The organism is Blastopirellula marina (assembly GCF_002967715.1).
GTDB classification, from domain to species: domain Bacteria; phylum Planctomycetota; class Planctomycetia; order Pirellulales; family Pirellulaceae; genus Bremerella; species Bremerella marina_B.
In genome coordinates this window covers 165228-189653 of the sequence record NZ_PUIA01000042.1, presented here as the reverse complement: position 1 = coordinate 189653, position 24426 = coordinate 165228, and the positions used below count along the sequence as shown (strand labels likewise).

The 24426-nt window shown below is 56.6% G+C and carries 18 protein-coding genes; 15 read left to right on the top strand and 3 right to left on the bottom strand.

Features of this window, described 5'->3' with window-relative positions; all coding sequences use genetic code 11:
* Positions 1–4: 4 nt before the first annotated feature.
* The 10 genes from C5Y96_RS15950 (at position 5) to C5Y96_RS15900 (ending at position 14471) form a co-directional block, all read left to right on the top strand.
* A complete protein-coding gene (locus C5Y96_RS15950; RefSeq protein WP_105355300.1) occupies positions 5–880 on the top strand; it encodes a hypothetical protein in 876 nt (291 codons plus the stop codon).
* Between the two features lie 119 nt (positions 881–999).
* Entirely contained in the window at positions 1000–2262 is a 1263-nt protein-coding gene (locus C5Y96_RS15945) for a hypothetical protein (RefSeq protein WP_105355297.1), read from the top strand.
* A 299-nt stretch (positions 2263–2561) separates the two neighbouring features.
* A complete protein-coding gene (locus C5Y96_RS15935) occupies positions 2562–3872 on the top strand; it encodes a beta-ketoacyl-[acyl-carrier-protein] synthase family protein (RefSeq protein ID WP_105355286.1) in 1311 nt (436 codons plus the stop codon).
* A 182-nt stretch (positions 3873–4054) separates the two neighbouring features.
* A complete protein-coding gene (locus C5Y96_RS15930) occupies positions 4055–5266 on the top strand; it encodes an ABC transporter ATP-binding protein (protein WP_105355283.1) in 1212 nt (403 codons plus the stop codon).
* A 124-nt stretch (positions 5267–5390) separates the two neighbouring features.
* Positions 5391–6605 carry a transcription termination factor NusA gene (nusA, locus tag C5Y96_RS15925; RefSeq protein WP_105355281.1) on the top strand — a complete coding sequence of 405 codons (1215 nt, stop codon included), beginning with the start codon at positions 5391–5393 and terminating at the stop codon, positions 6603–6605.
* A gap of 258 nt (positions 6606–6863) precedes the next feature.
* Positions 6864–9791 (top strand): translation initiation factor IF-2, encoded by a 2928-nt coding sequence (infB, locus tag C5Y96_RS15920; protein ID WP_105355279.1) that lies wholly within the window; start codon positions 6864–6866, stop codon positions 9789–9791.
* Positions 9792–9830: 39 nt separating this feature from the next.
* Positions 9831–10256 (top strand): 30S ribosome-binding factor RbfA, encoded by a 426-nt coding sequence (rbfA, locus tag C5Y96_RS15915; RefSeq protein WP_105355276.1) that lies wholly within the window; start codon positions 9831–9833, stop codon positions 10254–10256.
* 64 nt (positions 10257–10320) lie between these two features.
* Complete coding sequence (locus C5Y96_RS15910) at positions 10321–11259, top strand: hypothetical protein (RefSeq protein ID WP_105355274.1); 939 nt, start codon at positions 10321–10323, stop codon at positions 11257–11259.
* 169 nt (positions 11260–11428) lie between these two features.
* Positions 11429–13645 (top strand): tetratricopeptide repeat protein, encoded by a 2217-nt coding sequence (locus tag C5Y96_RS15905; RefSeq protein WP_158261256.1) that lies wholly within the window; start codon positions 11429–11431, stop codon positions 13643–13645.
* A gap of 76 nt (positions 13646–13721) precedes the next feature.
* Positions 13722–14471: a YebC/PmpR family DNA-binding transcriptional regulator gene (locus tag C5Y96_RS15900; protein ID WP_105355269.1), complete on the top strand. Its 750-nt coding sequence runs from the start codon at positions 13722–13724 to the stop codon at positions 14469–14471.
* On the opposite strand, the gene C5Y96_RS15895 is transcribed toward C5Y96_RS15900, so the two are convergent.
* On the bottom strand, positions 14468–14788 hold the full coding sequence (locus C5Y96_RS15895; protein ID WP_105355266.1) for a Rieske (2Fe-2S) protein: 321 nt from the start codon (positions 14786–14788) through the stop codon (positions 14468–14470). The genes C5Y96_RS15900 and C5Y96_RS15895 overlap by 4 nt on opposite strands.
* 131 nt (positions 14789–14919) lie before the next feature.
* Here C5Y96_RS15895 and C5Y96_RS15890 point away from each other — a divergent pair, with 131 nt between their 5' ends.
* From C5Y96_RS15890 to C5Y96_RS15875, 4 genes are all read left to right on the top strand, one after another.
* A complete protein-coding gene (locus C5Y96_RS15890; protein ID WP_105355263.1) occupies positions 14920–17748 on the top strand; it encodes a tetratricopeptide repeat protein in 2829 nt (942 codons plus the stop codon).
* Between the two features lie 12 nt (positions 17749–17760).
* The gene (locus tag C5Y96_RS15885; protein ID WP_105355261.1) at positions 17761–18105 is read left to right on the top strand and encodes a MazG nucleotide pyrophosphohydrolase domain-containing protein; all 345 of its coding nucleotides are present in this window, start codon (positions 17761–17763) and stop codon (positions 18103–18105) included.
* Between the two features lie 229 nt (positions 18106–18334).
* Complete coding sequence (locus C5Y96_RS15880; RefSeq protein ID WP_105355258.1) at positions 18335–20608, top strand: hypothetical protein; 2274 nt, start codon at positions 18335–18337, stop codon at positions 20606–20608.
* Positions 20605–21555 (top strand): ABC transporter ATP-binding protein, encoded by a 951-nt coding sequence (locus C5Y96_RS15875; RefSeq protein ID WP_105355256.1) that lies wholly within the window; start codon positions 20605–20607, stop codon positions 21553–21555. Before C5Y96_RS15880 ends, C5Y96_RS15875 begins: the two co-directional genes overlap by 4 nt.
* A gap of 10 nt (positions 21556–21565) precedes the next feature.
* Here the strand turns inward: C5Y96_RS15875 and C5Y96_RS15870 are convergent, their stop codons facing one another.
* On the bottom strand, positions 21566–22117 hold the full coding sequence (locus tag C5Y96_RS15870; RefSeq protein WP_105355254.1) for an SMI1/KNR4 family protein: 552 nt from the start codon (positions 22115–22117) through the stop codon (positions 21566–21568).
* Between the two features lie 41 nt (positions 22118–22158).
* Entirely contained in the window at positions 22159–22956 is a 798-nt protein-coding gene (locus C5Y96_RS15865) for an HpcH/HpaI aldolase family protein (protein ID WP_105355252.1), read from the bottom strand.
* 212 nt (positions 22957–23168) lie between these two features.
* Between C5Y96_RS15865 and C5Y96_RS15860 the strand changes: the two genes are divergently transcribed.
* A complete protein-coding gene (locus C5Y96_RS15860) occupies positions 23169–24380 on the top strand; it encodes a protein-L-isoaspartate(D-aspartate) O-methyltransferase (RefSeq protein WP_233198988.1) in 1212 nt (403 codons plus the stop codon).
* Positions 24381–24426 lie beyond the last annotated feature (46 nt).

Genomic DNA, 24426 nt, shown 5'->3' with positions numbered 1-24426 from the left:
GAGCATGATTCGCATAACATGTCCTTGCTGCGGTGTCGGCATCAATGCCGAAGAGCGTCTGATCGGCCAGACGGTTCGCTGCCCGAAATGCTTGAGCATCACCAAAGTTGTTCGCCCCAAGAGGGACGACGATGACCTGGCACCAGTGATCGAACCCAGCTACGAAACCAAGGTCTACGACGACGATCGCCCACAGCCTACCGATTGCCCTAAATGCAGCAAAGTGATCCCTGCCCAGCAGTATCTTTGCAAGGGCTGCGGCTGGCATACCAAGCTGGAAGCCTATTTCGAGGACCTGACCGAAGAAGCACTCGCAAAAGACACTGAGCCCAAGACCAAGATGGAACGCTGGTTCAACGAGCAGCTTCATGAACTGGTCACTCACACAGAATTCTTAATTGCAGCGGGTTTATTTACGGCCTTCTTAGGTTTTGTGGCGATTGTCGTTGGGAGAATATTTTTTGGTCCACTGCTGGGAACGATTGTTGGGCTGATCCTTGCCGCAGGCATGGCGTTTGGCTGGCTGGTCCTCATGCGACGATTTGGAGCCCTGAAAGACCCCAAGCGAGACGAGCGCCTTCACCGAGAACGCATGGACCAGCGTGCTAAGGTCGCACGAGATCCGGGGCGGGGCAGGGGAGCGATCACTCGGCCCATCCGTGTGTCGAGTTCGAGCGCGGAACCATCTCCGCGTATTTCCCTTCCTGACGAAGAATACAATGTCGACGATATCGACCTGTTCTCCGACGGCCCCGTCAAGCCACGCAAATCGAGTTCATCCGATGCAACGACGAGTTCACCCCAACACGCTAGCAGTCCGTCCGGATCTCAAAAACCGTCGAAAACTGGCGACGATGACTGGCTAAACGACCTGCTGTAGCGATTCACCTTGCCGCAGCCTGACACGGTTCCTATACTCCGGCAACTTTCCACGAAGTGTCTCAGCCACGTAGTGAATCGGCGAGACCCAATTCGCGTCGGATCATGGAGGATCGAATCATGGCACGTGGCACTCTTTTTAGTATTCTATTGGTTGCATTGACCACCCACGTGGCAACCGCTCAGTCGGAACCTCGGCCGATGCCGATTAGTGGTTCCACGACAACGAACTCCGATTCCTCACTGCAGTGGCGTAATCCTGGTGCTACTGTCCCTAGCAGCACCCCCAGCGCCGTACAGCCGGCTGCCTATGCCAGTGATCCACCAACCCAACAGTCCGAGAACGTCACGAAGTCAGGCAGCCTGTTGAAGGTGACCTCTGGTCTGAAAGAGCTTCCTAACGGAGCTGGTCAGGTCTGGCGCGACTACGACCTCACACCGTATACCAGTCGCGTCACCACCACGGCCAAGCCCGAACAAGCGATTATCGACTGGATCCTTCGCGAAACGGGCACCGATGTCTGGTTTGGCGATCCCCTGGGAGTGCTTTCAGCCAACAAGAGCACACTTCGCGTTTATCACACGCCTGAGATGCAGGAAGTCGTCACCGAAGTGGTCACCAAGTTTGTTGACAGTCAGGCCGAGGTAAAGAAGCTGGGTGTTCGTCTGGTTACGGTTAAGAGCCCCAACTGGCGTCGCCTGGCCTATCGCATGATGCAGCCGGTTTCCGTCAAAACACCGGGCATCGAAGCCTGGCTGATGAGCAAGGAAAACGCGGCCGTTCTGCTGAATGAACTGCGTCAACGAAGCGACTTCCGGGAACACCACGCGGCCGATCTGCTGGTCCATAATGGCCAGTCGAGCACGATCTCGATGCTACAGCCACGTTCGTTCGTTCGCGGTGTTCGTGCAACGCAGACGTTCCCTGGCTACGAATTGCAAACCGATCAAATCGAAGAAGGCTTCTCAATGGAAGTCAGTCCTCTGCTGACGCCAGACGATCGTATGATCGACGCCGTCCTCAAATGCAGTGTCGATCAGGTCGAAAAGTTCGTTACCGTTGACGTCGATGTCCCCACCGCTGGAGCCCAGCGCCAGGCCGTCGATATCCAGATTCCCCAGATGGTTAGCTGGCGGCTGCACGAACGTTTTCGCTGGCCCTCCGATCAGGTCTTGCTGATCAGCTGCGGTGTCGTAGCCCGACCGCCAGCCGGCATGGCATCCGCCGCCCAGGTTCCTAGTCTCCCCAGCCTGATTCCCACCGGCCCGCCGCGTGCCGACGGCCTGATGTTCGTGGAATTCAAGGGAGACGCCAAAACAGGGGCAGGCACCCCAGTGCCCACCGCTCAGCCGAATGCTGTGGATAGCCGCGGCCGCTACTAACACCCCCTCGGGTAGCGGGTTTCAGCAAACGGTTTGAAGAGTCCGCTGCCAGATTCCGATTTCATAACAGGACTGGCCCAAACGAAGCCTTTCCGCACGTCTCAGCCGGGAGATGCTTGCGGTTCTGATTCGAGCGATCCAATTGCCGTTACGGCACTTGGACTCCCTTCATCGGCCTGGCGGCAGCAGCTGGCTCCCATCGACAGTGCCGCCTCGGTGGCCTAAAATTCTGGGTCATCATTAAGAATCCCCAACACCCTAGGCACAACCTAGTTTGCCCGGTGTCGATAGGCGTACGAATGCAATCGAGACGAGTCGTCATTACTGGTATGGGTCAGATCAGCCCCCTAGGGATGGATCTGGCCAGCTTCTCCGCAGCTCTGGAATCAGGCACCTCTGGGATCCGCCAAATCGAGAGTCTGCCGGCCGATGCGTTACCGTCCCCCTATGCTGGCGAAGCCCTTGAGTTCACGGGCAACATCACCGACTTTGGCGATGTCGACAAGAACCAGACACGGTCGATCCGTAAAAACTTGAAGGTCATGTGCCGCGAGATCCAAATGGGGGTCGCCGCCGCTCAGCGTGCTCTTCAACACAGTGGACTGGAAATGGGGGCCTTCGATCCCGAAAGGTCAGGCGTCATCTTCGGCTCCGACTACATGATGACCATCCCCGAAGAGTTCGACAAAGCCACCGCCGCGTGCGTTAATGGCTCGAATGAGTTCGACTTCGACGTCTGGGCCGAAAAGGGCCTGCCAGAGATCACACCGCTCTGGCTGCTCAAATACCTGCCGAACATGCCGGCCAGCCACGTCGCCATTTTCAACGACATGCGTGGCCCGAATAACTCGATCACGCTCCGAGAGGCTTCGGCTGGGGCCGCCTTGGGCGAAGCGATGATGACCATTGCCCGCGGACACGCCGATGTGATTGTTGCCGGCTCGACCGGTACTCGCGTGCATGAAACCCGCACGTGCCACTCGTACCTTCAGGACCCAATCGCGACAGGAACGGACGAAATGGCCGGCAAGTGCCTGCCGTTCGACCTGAACCGCAAAGGGATGATCATCGGTGAAGGGGCCGGCTCGCTGGTCCTGGAATCGCTAGAACACGCCGAGGCTCGCGGGGCCAAAATCCTGGGCGAAGTCATTGGACAGTCGATCTGTACTGGCTGGAACGCTAATCGCACGCCCGATCGGGCGACCGCCATCAACAATGCCCTGACGGTCACTTGCCGCGATGCTGGCATCAAGCCGAGCGATATTCAGCACATCAACGCCCACGGCCTGGGTAGCCAGCAGTCTGACTGGGACGAGGCCGCAGGGCTAACGCGGTTCCTGGGAGACAAATCGCTCGAGGTTCCGGTGGTGGCTATGAAGAGCTATTTCGGTAACCTTGGGGCCGGTTCAGGCATCATTGAAGTGATTGGTAGTCTGCTTGCCCAGCAGAAAAAATCGCTGCCGGGCACCCTGGGATACTCCACCCCAGACCCCAAATGCAAACTCAAGTTATCGGCCGAGCCACAAGAGATCACCTCGGACGGGGTGTTTGTGAGCCTGAATTTCAGCCCGCAAGGACAGGCCTCGGCGATCGCGATTCGCGGAGTTTAACCAATTTCAGCCGATCGGGCGAAACGCTTGCTCGGTGCTTGTGTTGGTTGACACTTGCGGGGGTAGCCGATATCTTAACGGGATTGTGACTGCCACTAAGTTCAGCATGTAGGACGGCTTTCATTTCGAGAGCCGTTTTCCGTTTGGTAAGCGAGCGAAACACATAGCGGCAGCAGGCAATCATGGCGAAAGTCGTTCTAAATCAAGTTAGTAAACGATTTTCGGGCTCGGTCGCTGCTGTTAGTGAGCTGAATTTAGAGGTTGCCGACCAGGAATTCCTGGTACTGGTGGGTCCCAGTGGTTGTGGAAAGACAACCTCACTGCGGATGATCGCCGGTCTCGAGGACGTTTCCGGCGGTGAAATCACAATCGGGGACCGAAACGTCACCCACGTCTCGCCGAAAGATCGGGACATCGCCATGGTTTTTCAAAACTATGCGTTGTATCCCCACATGACGGTGCGGCGGAATATGTCGTTTGGTCTGCAGCTTCGTTACGGAGGAAACTTCGTTTCCCGTTTGTGGCGACGGCTGCGAGATGCCCAGAGCGCCGCAGAGCGTGAAAAGCAGTATCAGCAAATCCCGACGAAGGTCGACCAGGTCGCCGCCACGCTGGGAATTAGCAAGCTGCTGGATCGTTACCCGCGAGAGCTTTCGGGCGGGGAGCGTCAACGGGTAGCCCTAGGACGCGCAATTGTGCGACAGCCGGCTGCCTTTTTGTTTGACGAACCTTTGTCAAATCTCGATGCGAAACTTCGTGTCGAGATGCGACGAGAATTAAAAGAACTTCACCGTCGCCTTGGTGCGACGATGATATACGTCACCCATGATCAGGTCGAAGCGATGACGCTCGGTGATCGGATCGCGGTGATGGACCAAGGAGTTCTCCAGCAAGTCGGTTCGCCGAGCGAGGTTTATCACAAACCCGCCAATCGGTTCGTCGCCAGCTTTCTGGGAACGCCTGGCATGAACTTGCTCGAAGGTGAGCTGGTCGAAGAGAATGGCCAATTCCAATTCCGTGCCTTTGGAGTGCGATTGGAAGTTGTCGCCAACCAGCGTCCCGAGCTCAAGCCAAGCAGTTCGAGGAAAATAGTCCTCGGAGTTCGCCCGGAAGACATTCTTCTTACCGAAGAGTCTTCTGCCGACTGCCCCCACGCAGGTCGCGGTCAGGTCGAACTGGTCGAATCGCTGGGAGATACGGGCTATGTCCATATTCGTCTTTCCGGCGAGGCACCTGGTAGTGCAGAACTGCCTCGGATTACGGCTAAGGCCAATGGCGCTGTGTTAAACAGCAACCTGGAAGCCGGCCCCGTACCGATGGGATTCAGAGCCCAGTCGCTGCATTGGTTTGACGTAGCAACAGGTCTTCGTCTTTCGCCTGCCGGGCGAGACTGAGATCGACTTACAATTTGGATATCCGCGGTGAATTGCCGCAAGTAAGCCTGCCCAGGCTGCTTACCCATGGTTAATTTAACCAGGTGCACCCCAGGCAGCACCCATCGTTGAAAGTGAAGGACTCATGAATCCGTCTGAAGTCTTGCGAATCGTTGATGCGATTCACCGGGACAAAAAGATCGACAAGGAAATCGTCTTCCAGGCGATCGAATCGGCATTGGTATCGGCTTCGCGCAAGTACCACTCCGAAGACGCCGAGGTCGTGATCAATATCGATCGGAAAGATGGGTCAATCAGCGGGACCATCGATGGTGTACCGATGGACCCGGAAGAAACCGTGGGTCGTATTGGCGCACAAACCGCCAAGCAAGTCATCATTCAAAAGATCCGCGAAGCCGAACGCGACGCACTGCACGAAGAATACGACGAACTGATTGGCCAGATGGTCAACGGTGTCGTGCACCGCAGTGAAGGGGGCGCGACGATCGTCACCCTGGATAACGTCGAGTCGATTTTGCCTCGCAGCGAACAGATCCCCGGCGAATCGTTCCATGCGAACGACCGCGTGCGCGCGGTTGTGTTCGAAGTGCGCAAGCAGGGTAGCCGCGTGAAAGTGGTCCTCAGCCGCACCAACAAGAAGTTCGTGGAACGCCTGTTCGAACAGGAAATCCCGGAAATCACCGAAAACGTCATCGAAATCCGCAACATCAGTCGCGAGCCCGGCTACCGCAGCAAGGTAGCCGTCGATAGCTCTGACCAGCGCGTCGACTGTGTCGGTGCCTGCGTGGGTGTCCGCGGTAACCGTATTAAGAACATCGTGGATGAACTCGCCGGCGAACGTATCGATATCGTTCGCTGGAGCGAAAACCCGCAAGAACTGATCACTAATGCTCTTCAGCCTGCCGAGGTCGAGGAAGTGATTCTGTGCCAAATGATGGGTCGCGCCATCGTTCTGGTTCGTGAGGATCAACTTTCCCTGGCAATCGGTCGCCGAGGGCAAAACGTCCGCTTGGCCAGCAAGCTGTGCGGATGGGACATCGAGATCATGCTCCGCGAAGAACTCGAAGAGCAGATTGAACGCGCCGTGACCGGCTTCAGTTCCATTGAAGGCATCACAGACGAAGTAGCCGAGCAGCTCGTGGGGGAAGGGTTCCTTTCCTATGACGACCTCTCGGTCATCGAGACCGACGCTATGATGGAAATGGGCGAATACACAGAAGAACAAGTTGAACAGATTCGCGAAATGGCGGAGCAAAAGGCAGAAGAGGCTGAAAAAGCCATGGAAGCCGAACGTCGCCGTATTCGCGATGAAAAGCTAAAAGACGGCTCCGCGCAATGATCGAGCGGAGCCCCCAAATCGTATCCCCTCGGCAGCGAGGCCTTTCCCGATGAGTTCCAACTAACGAAACGAATCGGGCAAAACGCCGCACTCGTGTGCGAGCTGCCGGATTCGCCAAATTGCGATTGTAACGATTAGCAAATTGGCTCGTGGTTGGCAAAATAATTGGCGGGACGTAGGATGATGGGTCCCGGTAACAGGTGTCATGTGAGGTAATCCGCCTTACAGCACCCCAAAAAACTCAGCAGGAAGGCCAAAGTGCCCATACGAATTTACGCGTTAGCTAAAGAGCTTCAGGTAGATAGCAAGCAACTCGTCGACATCTGCAATCGTGCAGGCGTTACCGGGAAAGGGTCTGCACTTGCCAGCCTGGACGATGACGAACTGGTCAAAGTCAAGGCATTCATGAACAAGGATTCCGGTGGCGGCGGCAGTAGCCGTGGCTCGCAAAGCCGACCGGAAGCCGACGAACCGATGCGTCCTGAACGCCCGGTCCAGCCAGCCAAGCCCTCTCGAATCCGCACCCTCGGCGGTCCTCTGGGCAACAAGATGCGTCCGAAAGAGGACGAATCGCAATCGCCTCACGAAGAAGAATTTGTGGAAGAGAGCGGAGCCGTCGCTCATGAGGAGACCACCCAGCCGGCAGAAATAACGGCCCGGGAAGAGTCACCAACTCCGCAGCGCGAAGCTGCCCCTGAGCTTGACGAAGTCGTCGCTGAAAAGCCATCCGCCGCCGGTGCTGAGCCTGGCACGTCTGACGACCAAGAAGCTTCCGCGCCTCGCGAGGAAGTAGACCCAGACGCCCCTGTTCGCAGCATTCGCCGTGGCGATTACATCGCTATTGGCTCGCAGCGTAAGGTTCGCACCCTGGGTGGTGGCGGCGGTCCGAAGAAAGAAGACGACCGCGACAAGCCCAAACCAAAGCCGAAGAAGGTTACGCCGGTCGTTAAGATCGCCAAGATGCCGACCGCACCGGCCCCCAAGCAGCCGACCGAAACGAAAGAGCCGGCCGCTCAGAAGCCGATCATGCAGCTTCCCAAGGAAGCCATCAAAGGTGCCAAGAAGGGGCAGAAAGCGCCTCTCGAAGAATTCACCAAGCTGCACGAAAAGAAGCGAAAGTCCAAAGACCGCAAGTCTTCAGCGGACATAGAAGAAGTAACAGATGTGCGCGACGATGGCGAATCGACAGCCAAGGGCAAAGGCAAAGGTAAAGGCAAGTCAACCGGTATGGCTGGCATGGCCGGCAGCCGCGATGCCCGAACCCAAGGCCGCAAACGCTCCAAATCCATTTCCGCCGACGGGGGAGATGGTGATGAAGTGCGAGGACGCCGTCATCGACCACGCCGCGAAAAGGCTGGCCCCAAGGTTTCGACCGCCGCACCGCGCAAGACAGACGTCGCGCTGGAACTGCCATGCACGCTGCGTGAGTTCTCTGAAGCGACCGGTCTGCCGGCCCAGGTTGTCCAGCGGACGCTCATGTCATTTGGCCAAATGGTTACCATCAACGCCATGCTCGATGCCGAAACGGCTGAACTGATTGCAGCCGAACACGGCGTCGATCTTAAGATCAAAGAACCGGAGTCGATCGAAGACACCCTCATCTCGCAGATCGAGGACCAAGTCGACGACGAAGGCGATCTGGTCGAACGTCCTCCGGTTGTCACGTTCCTGGGTCACGTTGACCACGGTAAAACGTCTCTGCTGGATAAGATCATCGGCCTCAACGTCGTTAGCGGCGAAGCAGGCGGTATCACCCAGCACATTCGGGCCTACATCGTCGACAAGGGCGAGAAGAAGATTGCCTTCGTCGATACGCCGGGTCACGAAGCGTTTACTGAAATGCGTGCCCGTGGTGCGAATGTTACCGACATTGCCGTGCTGATTGTGGCCGCCGACGATGGTGTGATGCCACAAACGGAAGAAGCCATCAGTCACGCGAAAGCGGCTGAAGTGCCCATCATCGTGGCCTTGAACAAGATGGACGTCCCCGGTGCCAACCCCGAAAAAGCCCTGCAACAGTTGTCGCAGCATGGCTTGTTGCCGGCGGAATGGGGTGGTGACGTGGAAGTCGTGAAGACCAGTGCCATCACCGGCGAAGGGGTCGACACGCTGCTGGAAACCATCTTGCTGACCTCGGAAATCCACGAATACAAAGCCAACCCTAACCGCGATGCCGTCGGCGTTTGTTTGGAAGCCGAACAAGAGTCGGACCGTGGTGTGCTCGCCAAGGTGATCGTGAACAACGGTACGCTGAAAGTGGGCGACGTGGTCGTGTGCGGTAGCACCTTCGGTCGTATTAAAGCGATGTACGACACGCTGGATGCACGCAAGCGTTTGGATGAAGCACCTCCTTCTACCCCGGTGAACGTCACTGGTTTCGATGAAGCTCCGGCTGCCGGTGAAAAGTTCTACGTGCTACGCGATATCGCCGATGCCCGCGAGATCGCCGAAATGCGATCAGACCGGTCCCGCGCCGATAAGCTTGGCGGCCACACTGTCAAGGTTTCGTTCGAGGACTTCCAGGAACGTCTGCAGTCGGGCAACCTGGCCGGCGACGATGCTGGTATCGTCTACCTGAACATCATCTTGCGATCGGATACGCGTGGTTCGATCGAAGCGATTCAGAAAGAACTCGACAAACTCGATCACCCCGAAGTCAAGGTTCGCGTGATGCAGGCCACCGTCGGTGGCGTGACCGTCGCCGACGTGACGCTCGCTTCCGCTTCGAATGCGGTTATCGTGGCGTTCAATGTCATTCCGGATGAAGCCGCTCGCAGCCTGGCAGATGATCGCGGCGTCGAAATTCGCCGTTACGACATCATCTACAAGGTGACCGAGGACATCAAACTGCTGCTCGAAGGCCAATTGCGGCCTGAATCCCGTGTGACCGAACTGGGACGTGCCTTGGTTCAGCGGACCTTCACCGTCAGCCGTATCGGTACCATCGCCGGTTGCCGCGTTTTGGGTGGCACCATCGAACGTGGTTGCCGTATTCGGGTTAACCGCGACGGACGTGGTATCGGCGACTATCCGTTGGATTCGCTCAAGCGAGAAAAGGACGATGCCAAGGAAGTGCGCGAAGGCTACGAGTGTGGTATCAAGCTCGCCGGCTTCAACGACATCAAGGAAGGGGACATTCTCGAAGCTTTCAAGGTCGAGGAATTCGCTCGTACCCTGGAAAGCTAATCACCCCTCTTGATGCCCCTAACTACGGGGAAAGGACCTATGGCGTCTCGTCGAACATTGAAAGCCGCATCTGCGATTCGGGAAGTTGTCAGCATGGCAATCCTGACGCAGCTGCGCGACCCGCGCGTCAAAGACGTGACGGTAACCAAAGTGGAAGTGGCGGGCGACATGCGCAACGCCAAGGTCTATGTTTCCATTATGGGAGACGAAAAGAAGCAGCAGCTCTGCCTCAATGGTCTCCGCCGCTCGGCCGGCTTCCTGCAGTCGTGCATTAATGACCGTATCGACACGCGTTACATTCCCAAGCTCGAGTTCGAAATCGATAAGGGAGTGAAACAGGCACTGGAAGTCAGCCGCATTCTGAAAGAAGTTCTGCCGCCGTCGGAAGACGAGGATGACTCGGAAGAGGTAATGGCAGACGAAGACTGGGAACCAGAAGACGAGGACTCGGAGGAGTCTTCGTAGTCATCCCGCGAATCCGTTTGCCTATCATCCCGCCCAACACAACTTAGAAACTTCACACAACGCCATGGCCGCAGCAAACCGAGCAAACGTCTTCACCGCTTGCCACAAAGTCATCAAGAAGCACTACACGACCGCTGGTCCCGACAAACGGTCGATCCTCGAACAGCTCGTGTTTGCCGCCATCCTGGAAAACGCACCACACAAAGTCGCCGAAGAATGTTACGGCATGCTTCAAAGCGAATACTTCGACTGGAACGAAGTTCGCGTGACCAGCGTACCGGAGCTATCCGAGATGTTCGCCAAGCATCCCATTTCGGATGTTGCCGCGTCTCGCGTGAAAACTCTGCTACAGAACATTTTCGAGGCCATTTACACCTACGACCTCGAAGGCCTGAAGAAGGGCAACCAGGGCAAAGCTGTCGCCAGCATTGAAAAATATGGCGCGACGCCGTTTGTCGTTGGATATGTCACTCAGCATGGGCTCGGTGGGCACTCAATCCCGGTCGACCGTGCTCTGTTGAACCTGATGTTTGTCCTGGGTGCGATCACCGACAAGGAATTGGAAAAGCAAACCATCCCAGGCATGGAACGGGCCGTCCCCAAGACCAAGGGGGTCGAGTTCTCGGACATGGTCCATGAACTGGCCGTTGATTTCCAAAATGCACCATTCTCGAAGAAGATTCGCGACCTGCTGTTGGAAATTTCGCCTGATGCCAAATCGCGTTTCCCCAAACGCGTAAGCGAAGAACCGGCACCTGCTAAGGAAGAACCCGCCAAGCAAGCCCCGGCTCCGGAAGCAACTACCAAGAAGAAGTCAACATCCGCCAAAGAGACTACCAAGAAAGCAGCACCAACCAAGGCTGCCAAATCGACCAAGAGCACGGCCCCTAAGAAGAAGACGGCCAAAGCCGAGCCCACCAAGAAGAAGGCCACCAAGTCGACGACCAAGAAGGCCGCCCCTAAGAAAACGTCGACGCGAATCACCAAAAAGAAGCCTAAGTAGAACCTACGACTCGGCTCAGCAGAGTGGTGGGTTTCATCTTGGACCAATTCCCCCGTCCAGGATAGAATTCAAGGCAAACCGATCCCCAGCAGATTTTGTCTGCGGGAAAATCGATTCATCCACTCCTCGCCCGGTTGAGGGTCTTATGATACTTCGTCCATCTTCATGGATGTTCTCGCTCCTAGCGGCTCTGGTTCTAAGCAGTGTCTTCCATACTTCGCTACTTGCGGCAGAGAATTCCTCGGCGACAGAATCGGTCGCTACCAACCAAGGCAAAGACGAACTTCCGTTTGATCAGATCCCCGATCCGTTTGTCGAGAAAACACCTCGCAACGAATCGGCCGAGAATCGCCTCCGTTTGACGACGCTGCTCACCAAGGCTCGCTTGCAAGATCATCGCGGCGACGTGGCCGGCGCATTGGAAACCTATCAGCGTGCGTACCGCCTGAGCCCAGGCTCGGCGACGATCCTGCAAGAGATCGTGCGGCTCGGATTTCTTCTGCAGCGTAACGAGATCGCTTCGCGGTATGCCATTCTACTGGCAGAAAATCAAATGACGATGACGACCGACGCGCTGCAGCGTGTGGCCCAATACTGCCTGGAAGATGGCCAGACCGAGCGAGCCATTCAACTGTACGAACGGGCACTCGCTCTGCTGAAGAAGGAAGGAGCCCATACCCAGGCACTGGGTATCCATTTCCGTTTGCTTAGCATTTATCAGTCGCACGACGAACCTAAGATGGCGGCTAGACATGCCAGCGAAGTCGCCAAGATGATCAGCGAGCCTGACAAGTTTGAACTCGACGGAGTCGTCGAGCAGTTCACCAGCGGAGGGCTTCGCTCGACGTTTGAAAAGCTGGGAGACGTTTACCTGGAGGCCGATCAGCCCGACAACGCAGTCAAGATGTTCGCCAAAGCCGAAGAGATCTCTCCCAGCCCGGAAATGCACCTGATTCACGAGGCCAAAGTTCTCGCGGCACGTAAAGACTGGAATGCTGCACAGGTTAAACTAGATAAGTACCTAGCCGCCGATCATCGCGTTGCCGGCCAAGAACCGTACCTGCTACTTCTACAAGTTCGAAAGCATCTGGCCGATAGTCCCGAGGCCGCCCAGCAAGAAGTCCTCGAGCGTCTACGAAAGCTGCACGACAGTTCGTCTGACTACGCACCCTTGGCCTACTTCCTGGCCCAGCTCTACGCCGAGCAGAACGATTGGGACAATGTGATCGCCATGTCGGCACCTTTGATCGAAGATGAGACCGACGCCGATGCACTGAACCTCCTCTGCCAGGCCTACATCGCGAAGTCCGATTGGCCGGCACTGGTATCCCTTCTGGCAACATCGCTCGATGGAAACTACAACCTCGATACAATCAGTCAGCCGCTGGAAAAACTAATTGCTGACGATAAACAGTGGGATTCACTCACGGCCCACTTGAAGTCGCTGACACCTGCCCATCGCCCGTTGAACGAGCGAATTGGGGTTAGCCGCCTCTATCAATTGGCCTCCCAAGGGGACACGGCCTGGACCTGGGCGGAATCCGCTTTCCCTGATCTCGACAATCAGGAGGAAGCTCGTTTTCTCATGCAATTCGGACTCCAAGCATTCCGGGACGAGCAGGAAGCGGTTGCCGAACAGGCCTTTCGCTCGGCCATCAAATTGGGGCTGCCCAAGTCTCAAACGTCGCTGTTCTATTTCTACCTGGCCACCACGCTTGAGATGCAGGATAAAACGTCCGACGCACTAAGAACCGCCAAGCGGGCCGCGTTGTTGGACGAGGAATCGGCTCTGCTGCGCAGCCGCATCCCATGGACCCTGTATCATGCTGGCCGGACGGAAGAAGCAGTGAAGGAATACCAGACCCTGCTCGACAAGTTTGCCGATGACTATGAAAACCAGCAGACTCGCCAGGTAATTCGCGATGCGAAGCGTTTGCTTTCCGCGATTGCCGGACAGAAAGACGACTTGCCCCAGGCAACCGAATGGCTGGAACAGGTACTCGACGAATTCCCGGACGACACCGGCGCGATGAACGACCTGGGCTATTTATGGATCGACCATGAAGAGAACTTGGGACGAGGCTTCTCCATGATCCAGAAAGCGGTCACCAACGAGCCAGACAATTACGCCTATCTCGATAGTCTCGGTTGGGCCCATTTCCGCCTGGGGCAGTACGAAGAAGCGGTCGCTACCCTTGAGCATGCCGCGAAGCTCGCCGACGGCAAAGACGGTACCGTGCTCGATCACCTGGGCGACGCTTATCTTGCTTTGGGTCAGAAGGAAAAAGCACTGGCCAGCTGGAAGCAGGCAACCCATGTCCTGCAAGACGAAGACGACGCCAAGATTCTCTCGCAGGTTGAGTCGAAGCTGAAAACAAACACCTAACGGTCTATTAAGTTCCCCTTCCTTTTTCACCCCGTTGCCCCAAGGCGGCATGCAAATTTCGATGAGATTGTAGACGATGGCAGGACATTCCCACTGGGCCAACATCAAACGCAAGAAGGCCGCAGTCGATAACAAACGGGGCAAGATCTGGAACAAGTGCTCGAAGGCGATTACGGTCGCAGCTCAGATGGGTGGCGGCGATCCCGGATCTAACCCGCGATTACGCCTGGCGATTTCCGATGCCAAGAGTGCCCGCATGCCGAATGACACCATCGATCGCGCCATCAAAAAAGGAACTGGCGAATCGAAGGGAGATGCCTACGAAGAGATCCTCTACGAAGGCTACGGCCCATGTGGTGTCGCCGTACTGGTCGACACGCTAACCGACAATCGCAACCGAACCGCACCGGAATTGCGGAAGCTGTTCGATACCAACGGCGGCAACCTGGGAGCGAGCGGCTGTGTCGCGTGGAACTTCGATCGCAAAGGAGTCTTCCACCTTCCACTCGATCAATTGAGCGAAGAACAGTTGATGGAGATCACGCTCGAAGCTGGGGCCGATGACATCCAGCGAGAAGCAGAGCAATTCACGATTACCTGCCCACCGGAAGTTTACTCGGACGTGCAGGAAGCCCTAGAGAAAGCGGGCATTGAAATCGACAGCTCCGGCGTCACAAGGCTCCCGAAAGATTACGTTGATGTCGATGGAAACGATGCCCGGAAGCTGATGCAGTTGATGTCCGCCCTCGACGACCACGACGACGTCCAAGGTGTCTCGGCGAACTTCAACATTTCCGAGGAAGTTATGGCCGAGATTGACGGCTAGTTGGTCTTTTCATTAACGCGGACCTGGATCTCGTCGTCGACCACGCGGACCTCGAAGCAGTCGACCTTGATCTTCGGATTATCGAGCCAGGCACCATCGCACAGTTGAAAACCCCACGCATGCCACGGACAGACAACCACACCGTCTTCCAGTGGCCCCGAAGCGAGCGATGCCCCCATGTGTGGGCAGAAGTCATCGATCGCCTGGTAACCTTCTTTGGTGTTAAACACGGCGACGGTACGCCCCCCGACGTTAAAAGCCTGACCTTGGCCTTCGGGGATATCACCAACTTTTGCGACGGTATGAAACTCAGACATGGGGTCAAACTCGTGATCTGGGCGAAAACTTTCGCCCTGGAAGACGCGTACAGCTAGAATAAAGTCGACACTGCATTCTAAAATTTTCCCTCTTCGCCGGACAGGGCAGGGGAGGGGAGGAGCCCATTCGCTTGACGACCCGCCACGCCGCCATCGCACTACTGGCTTTCACGTTTGCACTCTCGACTTTTGGCTTCGCGATCGCTGCCGACGTGCAGACACTTCGTACCAACCTTCAGCAAGGACGCTATGCGGAGGTTGTCGCGCAGATCGGCGAATCGCCCACCGATGTCAAATCGGTCATTCTGCTTTCCCGTAGTCTCGACTCGCAAGGGAAACGAGACGAAGCCCTCGCTGCGATTACCTCCTTCGCGAAAGACAACCAGCCCACTGCCGCACTTCTGGCCGAAGTCGCCCGACTGCAGTTCGAGCGGGGCCAATGGAAAGAAGCTGACGAGGCCGTGAAACGTTCACTCGCCCTGGATGATTCGCAAACACTGGCCCGTTGGCTTCGCGCCGAGCTTGCTCGCGTGCAAGGCGATCTTGAATCGGCCCAGGCCGGTTACGAGTGGTTCGTCGACTACTACAACGAGCAGGACAACTTCGACTCGGCCGAAGATCTCTATTACATCGGCCAGGCCGCATCACAGTACGCCCGCTGGACACGCAACAGCGGCCAGTTTCAGTTCCTGGTCAACGACCTTTATCCCGATGTTCTCAAGCGTGATCCCAACTACTGGCAAGCGGAGCTTGCCATGGCGCAACTCTTCGCCGAGAAGTACAACATGGCCGAGGCCGCCAAGCATCTGAACAAGGCCCTGGCTATCAATGCCAACAGCGCCGACATCTATGCCCTGAAGGGAGAGATCGAGCTGAACGGCTACGACGTCGATGCCGCGCTGCGCACGGCCGAACTTGCCCTGGGCATTAACCCGCAGCATATCAAGGCCAAGCAGGTTCAAGGCAAAGCCAAGCTGACCGATTTCCGGCCGGAACAGGCGATCGAGATCTTCCACGAGGTGGTTAAGCTCAACCCCAACAATCAGACATCAAAAGGATACCTTGCCTCGGCAATGCTGGCTGCGGATGGAGGCGAACTGACACAAACCGACTCCGACGAGCCAACCCGCTTGGGTGAGCTTCTTACCCAGGTTGGACAAGCCCATAAAAACCAGGGCGAGTTCTATGCGGCGTTGGGTAGCGGCAGCGACATCGTGCGTAAGTACCCCGATGCGGCGAAGTACCTCGCGCAAGCTCGGAAACAGATGCCGCAGTTGATCCGCGTGCATGGCGATCTGGGCATGGTCTTAATGCGGATGGGCGAGGAAGAAACCGCAAAAGAAGTTCTCGACGAAGCCTTCGCGGCCGATCCGTTCAACGTCCGCGTGAAGAACACGCTGGAAGTCCTCGACGTGTTGGCCACCTACGAAACGATCGAAACCGATCACTTCGTCATCCGCTTCGATCCTTCGAAGGATCGCTTGCTGGCCGTCTACATGTCGCGGTTCCTCGAAGAAAACGTCTACCCCAAAGTATGCCAAGGCCTCGGCTACACGCCGAAGGAGAAGTCGCTGATCGAGATCTTCAACCAGGCCAAGAATACCAGCGGGCACGGCTGGTTCAGTGCTCGCATGGTCGGGCTACCCTACATCGGAACGGTCGGCGCGTGTGCCGGTAAGATGATTGCCATGGCCTCGCCAGACGCAGTACCCAACCCTTACAACTGGGCCCACGTCATTCGTCATGAGTTTGTGCATGTGGTGAACCTGCAGCAAACCGACTTCAACATCCCGCACTGGTTCACCGAGGCCTTGGCGGTCTCGTACGAAAGCGAACAACGTCCACCCGAATGGCAGACCCTGCTCGCGCGCCGCCTGGCTGAGGATCGCGTCTTCAATCTCGATACGATCAACTATGGTTTCATTCGTCCCAGCGATCAGGACGACTGGACCATGGCCTACTGCCAGGCCTATTACTATTCGCAGTTCATCCAGCAGAAGTTCGGCGATGATGCCCTCGCCAGGATGCTGGCCGCCTACCACAACTACCAGACGACCGATGAAATCTTGCAGGATGTGTTTCAAATCGACAAAGCGGAATTCGAGAAAGAGTATGTCGCGTTTCTGAAGCAAGAAGTCACAGGCATCAAGCTCAGCACCGACGCCGAGCAGTCCTTCGCTGAGCTTTATCAAACGGTTGAAGAGAACCCGCAGGATGCCGACGCCCAAGCACAGTTGGCCTTCATTTACCTCAAACGCAAGGCGCTTCCCGATGCCCGTGATCATGCCAAGAAGGCCTTAGCCGCCGATAAGGACCAGCCACTGGCCCATTACGTACAAGGGCGACTCTACCTTACTATTGGCGACAACGATGAGGCGATCGCGGAATTCGAGACCGCCGCCGGCAGCGATCGATTCGAACGCAATGCGGTTGCTCTTCTGGCCGGCTTGCGGGTGAAACAGAAACGCTTCGACGACGCACTCAAGCTGTATCAGCGTGGGGCCGACGAGGAACCTGGACAGCTCGATTGGCAGGAATCGATCCTCCGCATTCATCTGCTGAAAAAAGACAATGTGGCGCTGCTCGAGTTGATTCCCCAGATAGCCGCTCAGAAGCACCACGACGTGCTTCTGCGGAAAAAGATGGCTGAAATCCTCCTACAGCAAGAGTCGTGGGAGGAAGCGGCACGCTGGGCTTACGAAGTGATCGGCATTCAGGTAACCGATGCCGACGCGCACGCGTTGTTGGCTCAGGCCTATCGCGGTCAAAATAAGCGGGATCTGGCGGCACGCGAGTTTGAGGTTGCTGGTCAGTTGCGACCAAAAACGGTATCGTGGTCGGTCGAAGCGGCAGAGCTTTACAAGCAAATTGAGAACAACGAAAAAGCTCTCAAGTTGGCCCAGCGGGTTCTCGAAATCGATCCCGAAAACGCTGCCGCGAAAGCCATCCTCAAAGATTAACCGAGAAACCCTATGACCTCGTCTGATAGTTCCCACCAACAGACCAACGCCGACGATGTCGGGTTCCGCCAGCTCCAAAAGCTGATTCGCGAGATGTACTACGAAAAAGACGAGTCTCGCGGCATTGAAGGAACATTCATGTGGCTCATGGAAGAAGTGGGGGAGCTCTCATCCGCACTTCGTGGGGGCACGCACCAGGAGCGGAAGGAGGAGTTCGCCGACGTGATTGCCTGGCTGGCCACCATCGCCAATGTCGCCGGAATCGACCTGGCCGAAGCATTGAACGAAAAATATGGCAGCGGCTGCCCCGGCTGTGGGAAATTCGTCTGCACGTGTGATGATGCGGAAAAACCGTAAAATACGGTGTTAACTTCCGGCAAATTTCGGGCACCCGCCGCGTGCTTTGGCTCGCCCCAATCGCCGGTGCCGATTATCCTAAATAGTTTGCTACAAGGGCCTTGCTTAGCCTTGGCATGATCCAACCAATGCAAATCACCCGAAGCAGCTTGATCGTGGCCTGACACGCCAGACTGTCCCAATGATTCCACCGCTAAGAGAACAGGCCTACGCTTGTTTTGGTAACACGATGCGGAGTCCCACTCCCAACTACTTTTCCTTCTGCTTGATCGCGGTACTCGGCTGCCTGCTGGTTGCATCGCAACCGGCCCGCGCACAGTCCGACACATCGCTACCACCCGAACCAGAGGCCGCCGGCTACTGGGTGGCCAAAGAACATGACCTTCAGGTTCTGACGCCTGAACTTGGCATCGCCGGCCATTTTAAGCTTGGCAGTTGGACCGAAGTTCGATTCTCGGTGCGGTCGGAAGAGTTTATCAATTCGGTGCCCAAGGTATCGATCATCGCCTTGGATAGCGACGGCGTGCCAACCGAGATCATGGCACCCAAGTCCAATCAAGCAGGCGATCTCTTCTTTTATCGTGTCCCCGCCAAAATCGGCCGGCGTGATTCTAACTTGAAGATCAAGTTCATCACCGAGGAAGGGGGGAGCGTGAAGACTTCCATTCGCGAGATCCCCGTTTCGCAGTTAGCCAAGCCAGTCGCCGCTTCCAATCGTTTGTTCCTCCAGATCGGTCCCGATATCGGTCTCGGCGAAGCCCTCAATCGTTACGCGTCCGATCTCAGCGATTCGACCACGTTCGTGACGCTTCCCAGCCCCTATCAAATCCCCAGCCAATGGTACATGCTGGAAGGGATCGACCACATTGTCTGGTCGGCCAACGATCCGGCTCAGATCAGTGCCATGCAGCCAGAGCAGTTGGCTGCTATTGAGAAGTGGCTGAAGCTGGGGGGCAAGATGACTCTATCGGTCGGCGACAAGGCTGCCGACTTGATCGGCCTGGGGAAGCCGCTGGCTTCCTTCTGTCCAGGCACCTTCCGCGAAGTCCAGCAGCTTCGCAATACCACCGAACTAGAAGCGCTGATCAACACGGTCGCCCATGTCGACCGTCCAGTTGAAAAGCCATTGCCGATCGCCGTCATGCAAAGCCCATCCGGAATCATCGTGGTGCAGGAAGGATCGCGTCAGGCTTCCACGCCGTTATGGATACGAAGTGCGAATGGATTTGGCGTCGTCGAGTTCTTTGCCTTCGATCTGTCCGCCAACCCAATCGCCAACTGGCCCGGTCGCGAACCGCTGCTCAAGCTTCTGCTGGATGGCATCAGCGACCGGCTGGACGAATCGAAGGTCTCAATGCAGTCCGGTAGCAGCGTTGCTCACTTCGGCTATACCGACATTGCCGGTCAGCTACGATTAGCACTCGATCAGTTCCCTGGCGTGCGCAGCGTATCGTTCTTCTTGATCGGGTTTATCATCATCGCCTACCTGGCGCTGATCGGCCCCGGCGACTATTTCTTCCTCCGCAAGGTGGGCCTGCGGATGGAATGGACCTGGGTCACCTTTCCCGCCATGATTCTGCTGGCCAGTGTCGGTATCTGGTCGCTGGCGACATGGTGGAAGGGGACTTCACTCAAGATGAATCACGTCGAAGTCGTCGACATCGACCTGGAAAGCCAGCTGGTGCGTTCGACTACCTGGTTCCATTTGTTCAGCCCAGAATCGCAGCGGTATGAAGTCAACCTGCAGCCAGTCACCGTCCCGTCGAATAACTGGAACCAACTGGTCAGCTGGCAAGGTCTCGCCGGCTCAGGCTTGGGGGGCATGAGTGCTCGTCAGTCGATCTCGACGGTGCCAACACCTTACGCGATCAACTTCGCCCTGAAAGACGACACGACCCAGGCATCGCTGCAAGAGTTGCCCATTCAAATCTGGTCTTCCAAAACACTGATGGGGCGTGGCTGGGGGCCGCTCAGCAAAACCGAGTACGAACCTCTCAACGAACGCGAAAGCCAACTCATCGAAGGGGTGCTGACCAATCCGACCGACATGGAACTGACCGACTGTTACGTCTTCCATGGCCGCTGGGCATATTTTGTGGCCAAGCTGCCGGCGAATGGGTCCGCTCGAATCGTGCCTGGCCAATCGGCCCAGAACACCGAGAAAGTCCTCAAACGGCGACGCGTCCAAGAGTCGACCGACGGGGGCGAACTGTGGGACCGTCAAAGTACCGATGTTCAGCGGATCATGGAGATCACCATGTTCCATAGTGCTGCTGGTGGCCGCAGCTATTCCAGTCTTTCCAATCGATTCCAAAGCTACGTGGATCTTTCTTCGCACATCACAGGTGATCGAGCCGTCCTGGTCGGCAAAGTCGCCAACCCACCCAGCAAGATCCAGGTCGACGGCCAGCCGGTCGACGACACCCAGACCCAATCGTGGTCGTACGTGCGAATTATTTATCCCGTTCAGAAGCGCAGCCCGAGTGAGATAGCCCAGAAATGATCAAGACTGTCGACCTGACCAAAAAGTACGGCGATTTCTTCGCGATCAAAGGTATTGAACTCGATCTCGATCAGGGGGACGTGTTCGGTTTCATCGGCCCCAACGGTGCCGGCAAAACGACCACCATGCGAATTATCGCGACGCTGCTTAATCCTACCTGGGGCGAAGCCTACGTCTGCGGTAATTCGATCTACACCAAGCCCAAAGAAATTCGCCGGTTGGTTGGTTACATGCCTGACTTCTTTGGTGTGTACGACGACATGAAAGTGATCGAGTACCTCGAATTCTTTGCCGCCGCCTACCGCATCAATGGCAAAGAGAGGGCCAAGGTATGCAACGAGATGCTCGAACTGGTCGACCTCGAATTCAAACGCAACGCGTTCGCTAACACGCTTTCGCGCGGGCAAACGCAGCGTCTGGGCCTGGCCCGCGTGATGCTGCACAACCCTCAGGTTCTGCTGCTGGACGAACCGGCCAGCGGCTTGGACCCGCGTGCTCGTATTCAGATGCGAAATCTGCTCAAGCGTCTGCGGGACATGGGCAAAACGATCATCGTTTCCAGCCACATTCTCCCGGAACTGGCCGACGTGTGTAACAAGATTGGCATCATCGATCGCGGCGTGCTGGAAGTGAACGCTTCGGTCGCCGAGGTCATGAAGCAGGTTAAGCAGAAGACTACGCTGCTGGTTGCCGTGGCTGGCGATAACGATGCCGCCGGCAAAGTGCTGGAACAAGCCGATATCGTCGAAAGCATTGAGTCGCGCGTCGATCACTTGTTGGTCACGCTGAAGAAAGATGCCGAAGACTACAGTGACCTGCCCACCCTGCTGATCCAAGCAGGGCACAAGCTCACGATGTTCCGCGAAGAGGAAATCAACCTCGAATCGGCGTTCATGGCCCTTACCAAAGGGATGGGGCAACAAGTGGCGACCGAGCCTGCCAAGTAACGCTTGAAGCTCATTTGCCTTGAATCATCTCGATGCCTATCGTCAGCAACACGAAGACTAAAGCAATCAAGCAGCAGAAAGCGAACAACACAAACAGTCCGCCCAAGGTCGGTTCACTGGCCGGAAATTTTTTCGCGGTGATATCGACCCCGTCGTCGCGATAAGTTTTCAGGTAGTCGTGAAACCACTCTGAAAGCAAAACGTGCTCTTTATCCGCGTTCAGATAGGTCGAGATTGGCTGGATTCGCTCGATACTCTCGTACTCCATGATGTAAACCAACGAGGGCTCGCTCGTCGTATCGATCAAATACTGCCAGCCCGCTTTGTCGTCGCCAATGAAGAAATACTGCTCTGGCAGCGGCTGGAGTTCAACGCCCCAAGGTTTACGCGCCGATGTCAGTTCCCGATTTCTCTCGATCAGCGCCGCTGCGTCGTCCCAGAGAAAGCCATCAGTCGTTCCCGCTTCAAAGCGAACGGGAAAGTGCAGCACTATCTCTCGATAGTCCATGGGAAGCGTGATCCCCAACTCGCTTTCGATTTTGTCGACGTCCGCTTCCGTCACGGCTTGACCCCGCCATCGTTACTCGAATCAATCGTGTCCCATTAATACCGAGCAAGGTCGCGCTGATCGCCATCAGGACGCAGTGTCTTGAGTGACTCTTGGGCTTTGACGGTCATCAATCGCAGATCGCTTCCCACGGCCAGAAACTGCATCCCTTCGCCGGCTCGCACCAGGGCTTCCTCAGGCTCCATCGTATGCATGCCAGTCGGTGTGCCGACCTTCTTACCAGCGGCAATCACGCGTTGGATCATCTCTTCGTGGGCTTCAGGCGTCGGATCGGTCCCGTCCGGCGTACGCATTTGAGCCCGCAGGTCGTTCGGTCCGATAAAGATGCCATCGCAGCCGGGCAGGGCGTAGATGGCCTCGGCATTCTCTACGCCTAAAGGGCTTTCCGTTTGCAAGATCACCAGAATCTCGTCGTTCGCACGGCGGTAGTAGTCGCCGGCCGTGGCGTCGAAGTTCATCGCGTGCATCCCACCACCGACACTACGATTTCCCTGGGGTGGATACTTGGCCGCGGCGATCACCGCCTGGGCCTGCTCGACCGTATCGACCATGGGGGCAACAATGCCCCAGGCACCAGCATCCAGCGTGCGTTTGATCGTCGTATGATCGTGATCGGGAATTCGGGCCAGGGGAACGCTGCCGGCATCGGCCACGGCACCAAAGATCATGGCCGCTTGCGACCAGTCAATCGCCGAGTGTTCGATATCAAGCGTCAGCCAATCCCAACTCATACGGGCCAATACCCGCGAGGCGTAAAGGTCACCCAGCGACAACCATGTACCGAAGGTGGGCTCGCCTGCTTTCAATTTCGCTTTGACAGGGTTGTGACGCATGTGACGGTCTTTCCATCGGGACTGGGGCGGGGAAAAGTCACATTCTCAGTTCCCTACCGGCAAGTTGCAAGTCAGCAGGGCACTATCCCCGAGGGTATGCCGCTGCAAAAAAGTGGGCAATTAGGCGTGTTTCGAGCATAAACAACCTATAATGGGAGGTCTTAGGCCTACTAGAGCTTCCCTCTTTTACCCCTGCCAAGCTCATGACTCGAATGAATCGATGGACCATCTGGTCTGCTGCTACCCTCGTATCGCTCACGTTTATTTCGGCGACCGAAGCCCGAGATCCCTACGAAGCGGCTCGCAACGAGCTGGTAGAAACAGCGATCGTTGCTAACGGTGTGAAAGACCCCCGCGTTATCGCTTCGATTCGCAACACGCCACGCCACGAGTTCGTCGCCGCCAACCAGCGACAACAAGCCTACTTCGATATGGCATTGCCGATCGGCGAAGACCAGACGATCTCGTCCCCATTTATTGTCGCTTACATGACCGAATCGCTGAATCCTAAGCCTTCCGATAAGGTGCTCGAGATCGGCACCGGCAGCGGCTATCAGGCCGCGGTGCTTAGTCCGCTGGTGAAGGAAGTCTTCAGCATCGAAATCAAAGAACCCCTCGGGCGTAAGGCGGCACGCACGCTCAAGCGACTCAACTACGCCAACATCCATACGAAAGTTGGCGACGGTTACCTCGGCTGGCCGCAGTACGCACCGTTCGACAAAATCATCGTGACCTGTTCGCCGGAGAACGTTCCCAAGCCACTGGTCGATCAGCTTAAAGAAGGGGGCCTGATGGTGATTCCCGTGGGAGAACGTTACCAGCAAACGCTCGTTCTGTTCACTAAGAAAGATGGCAAACTCGAAGCACAACCATTGCGTCCCACGCTGTTCGTCCCGATGACAGGCGAAGCGGAAGCACGGCGTCAGGTGAAGCCCGACCCGGCGAACCCACACCTGGAAAATGGGGACTTTGAACAAAAGCTGGCTGAAAACGGCTCGGTCCCTGGGTGGTACTACCAGCGTCAGCTGGAACTTGTGGAAGACTCGAGTTCCCCCAGTGGCAACCAGTGCCTGAAGCTTCACAACGAAGATCCAGGTCGCATTTCCTTGGTGCTGCAGGGGCTCGCCCTTGATGGGCGGCAAGTCCAGCGTCTGAAGCTTAGCGGGTGGGTGAAAACCGAGGGGATGGGACTGGGGCCCGAACGAACGCTCGCACCCATGATTGTGATCACTTTTTACGACGAACAACGCCGCGACCTGGGAAAAGCTGCATTGGGGCCTTTTATCGGATCGCTCGACTGGCACGAAGCGAGCAAAGTTGTCAACGTCCCGCCGGCGACGCGTGAAGCGTTGTTTCGTGTGACCAACTTCGGGGCTGTGGGCTCAATGTACGTCGACAACCTCTCCGTCGAAGCGGCTCGTTAAAAAAGGGGGTGTGCTCGCGCACCCCCAAATACGACCTCGTTTAAGC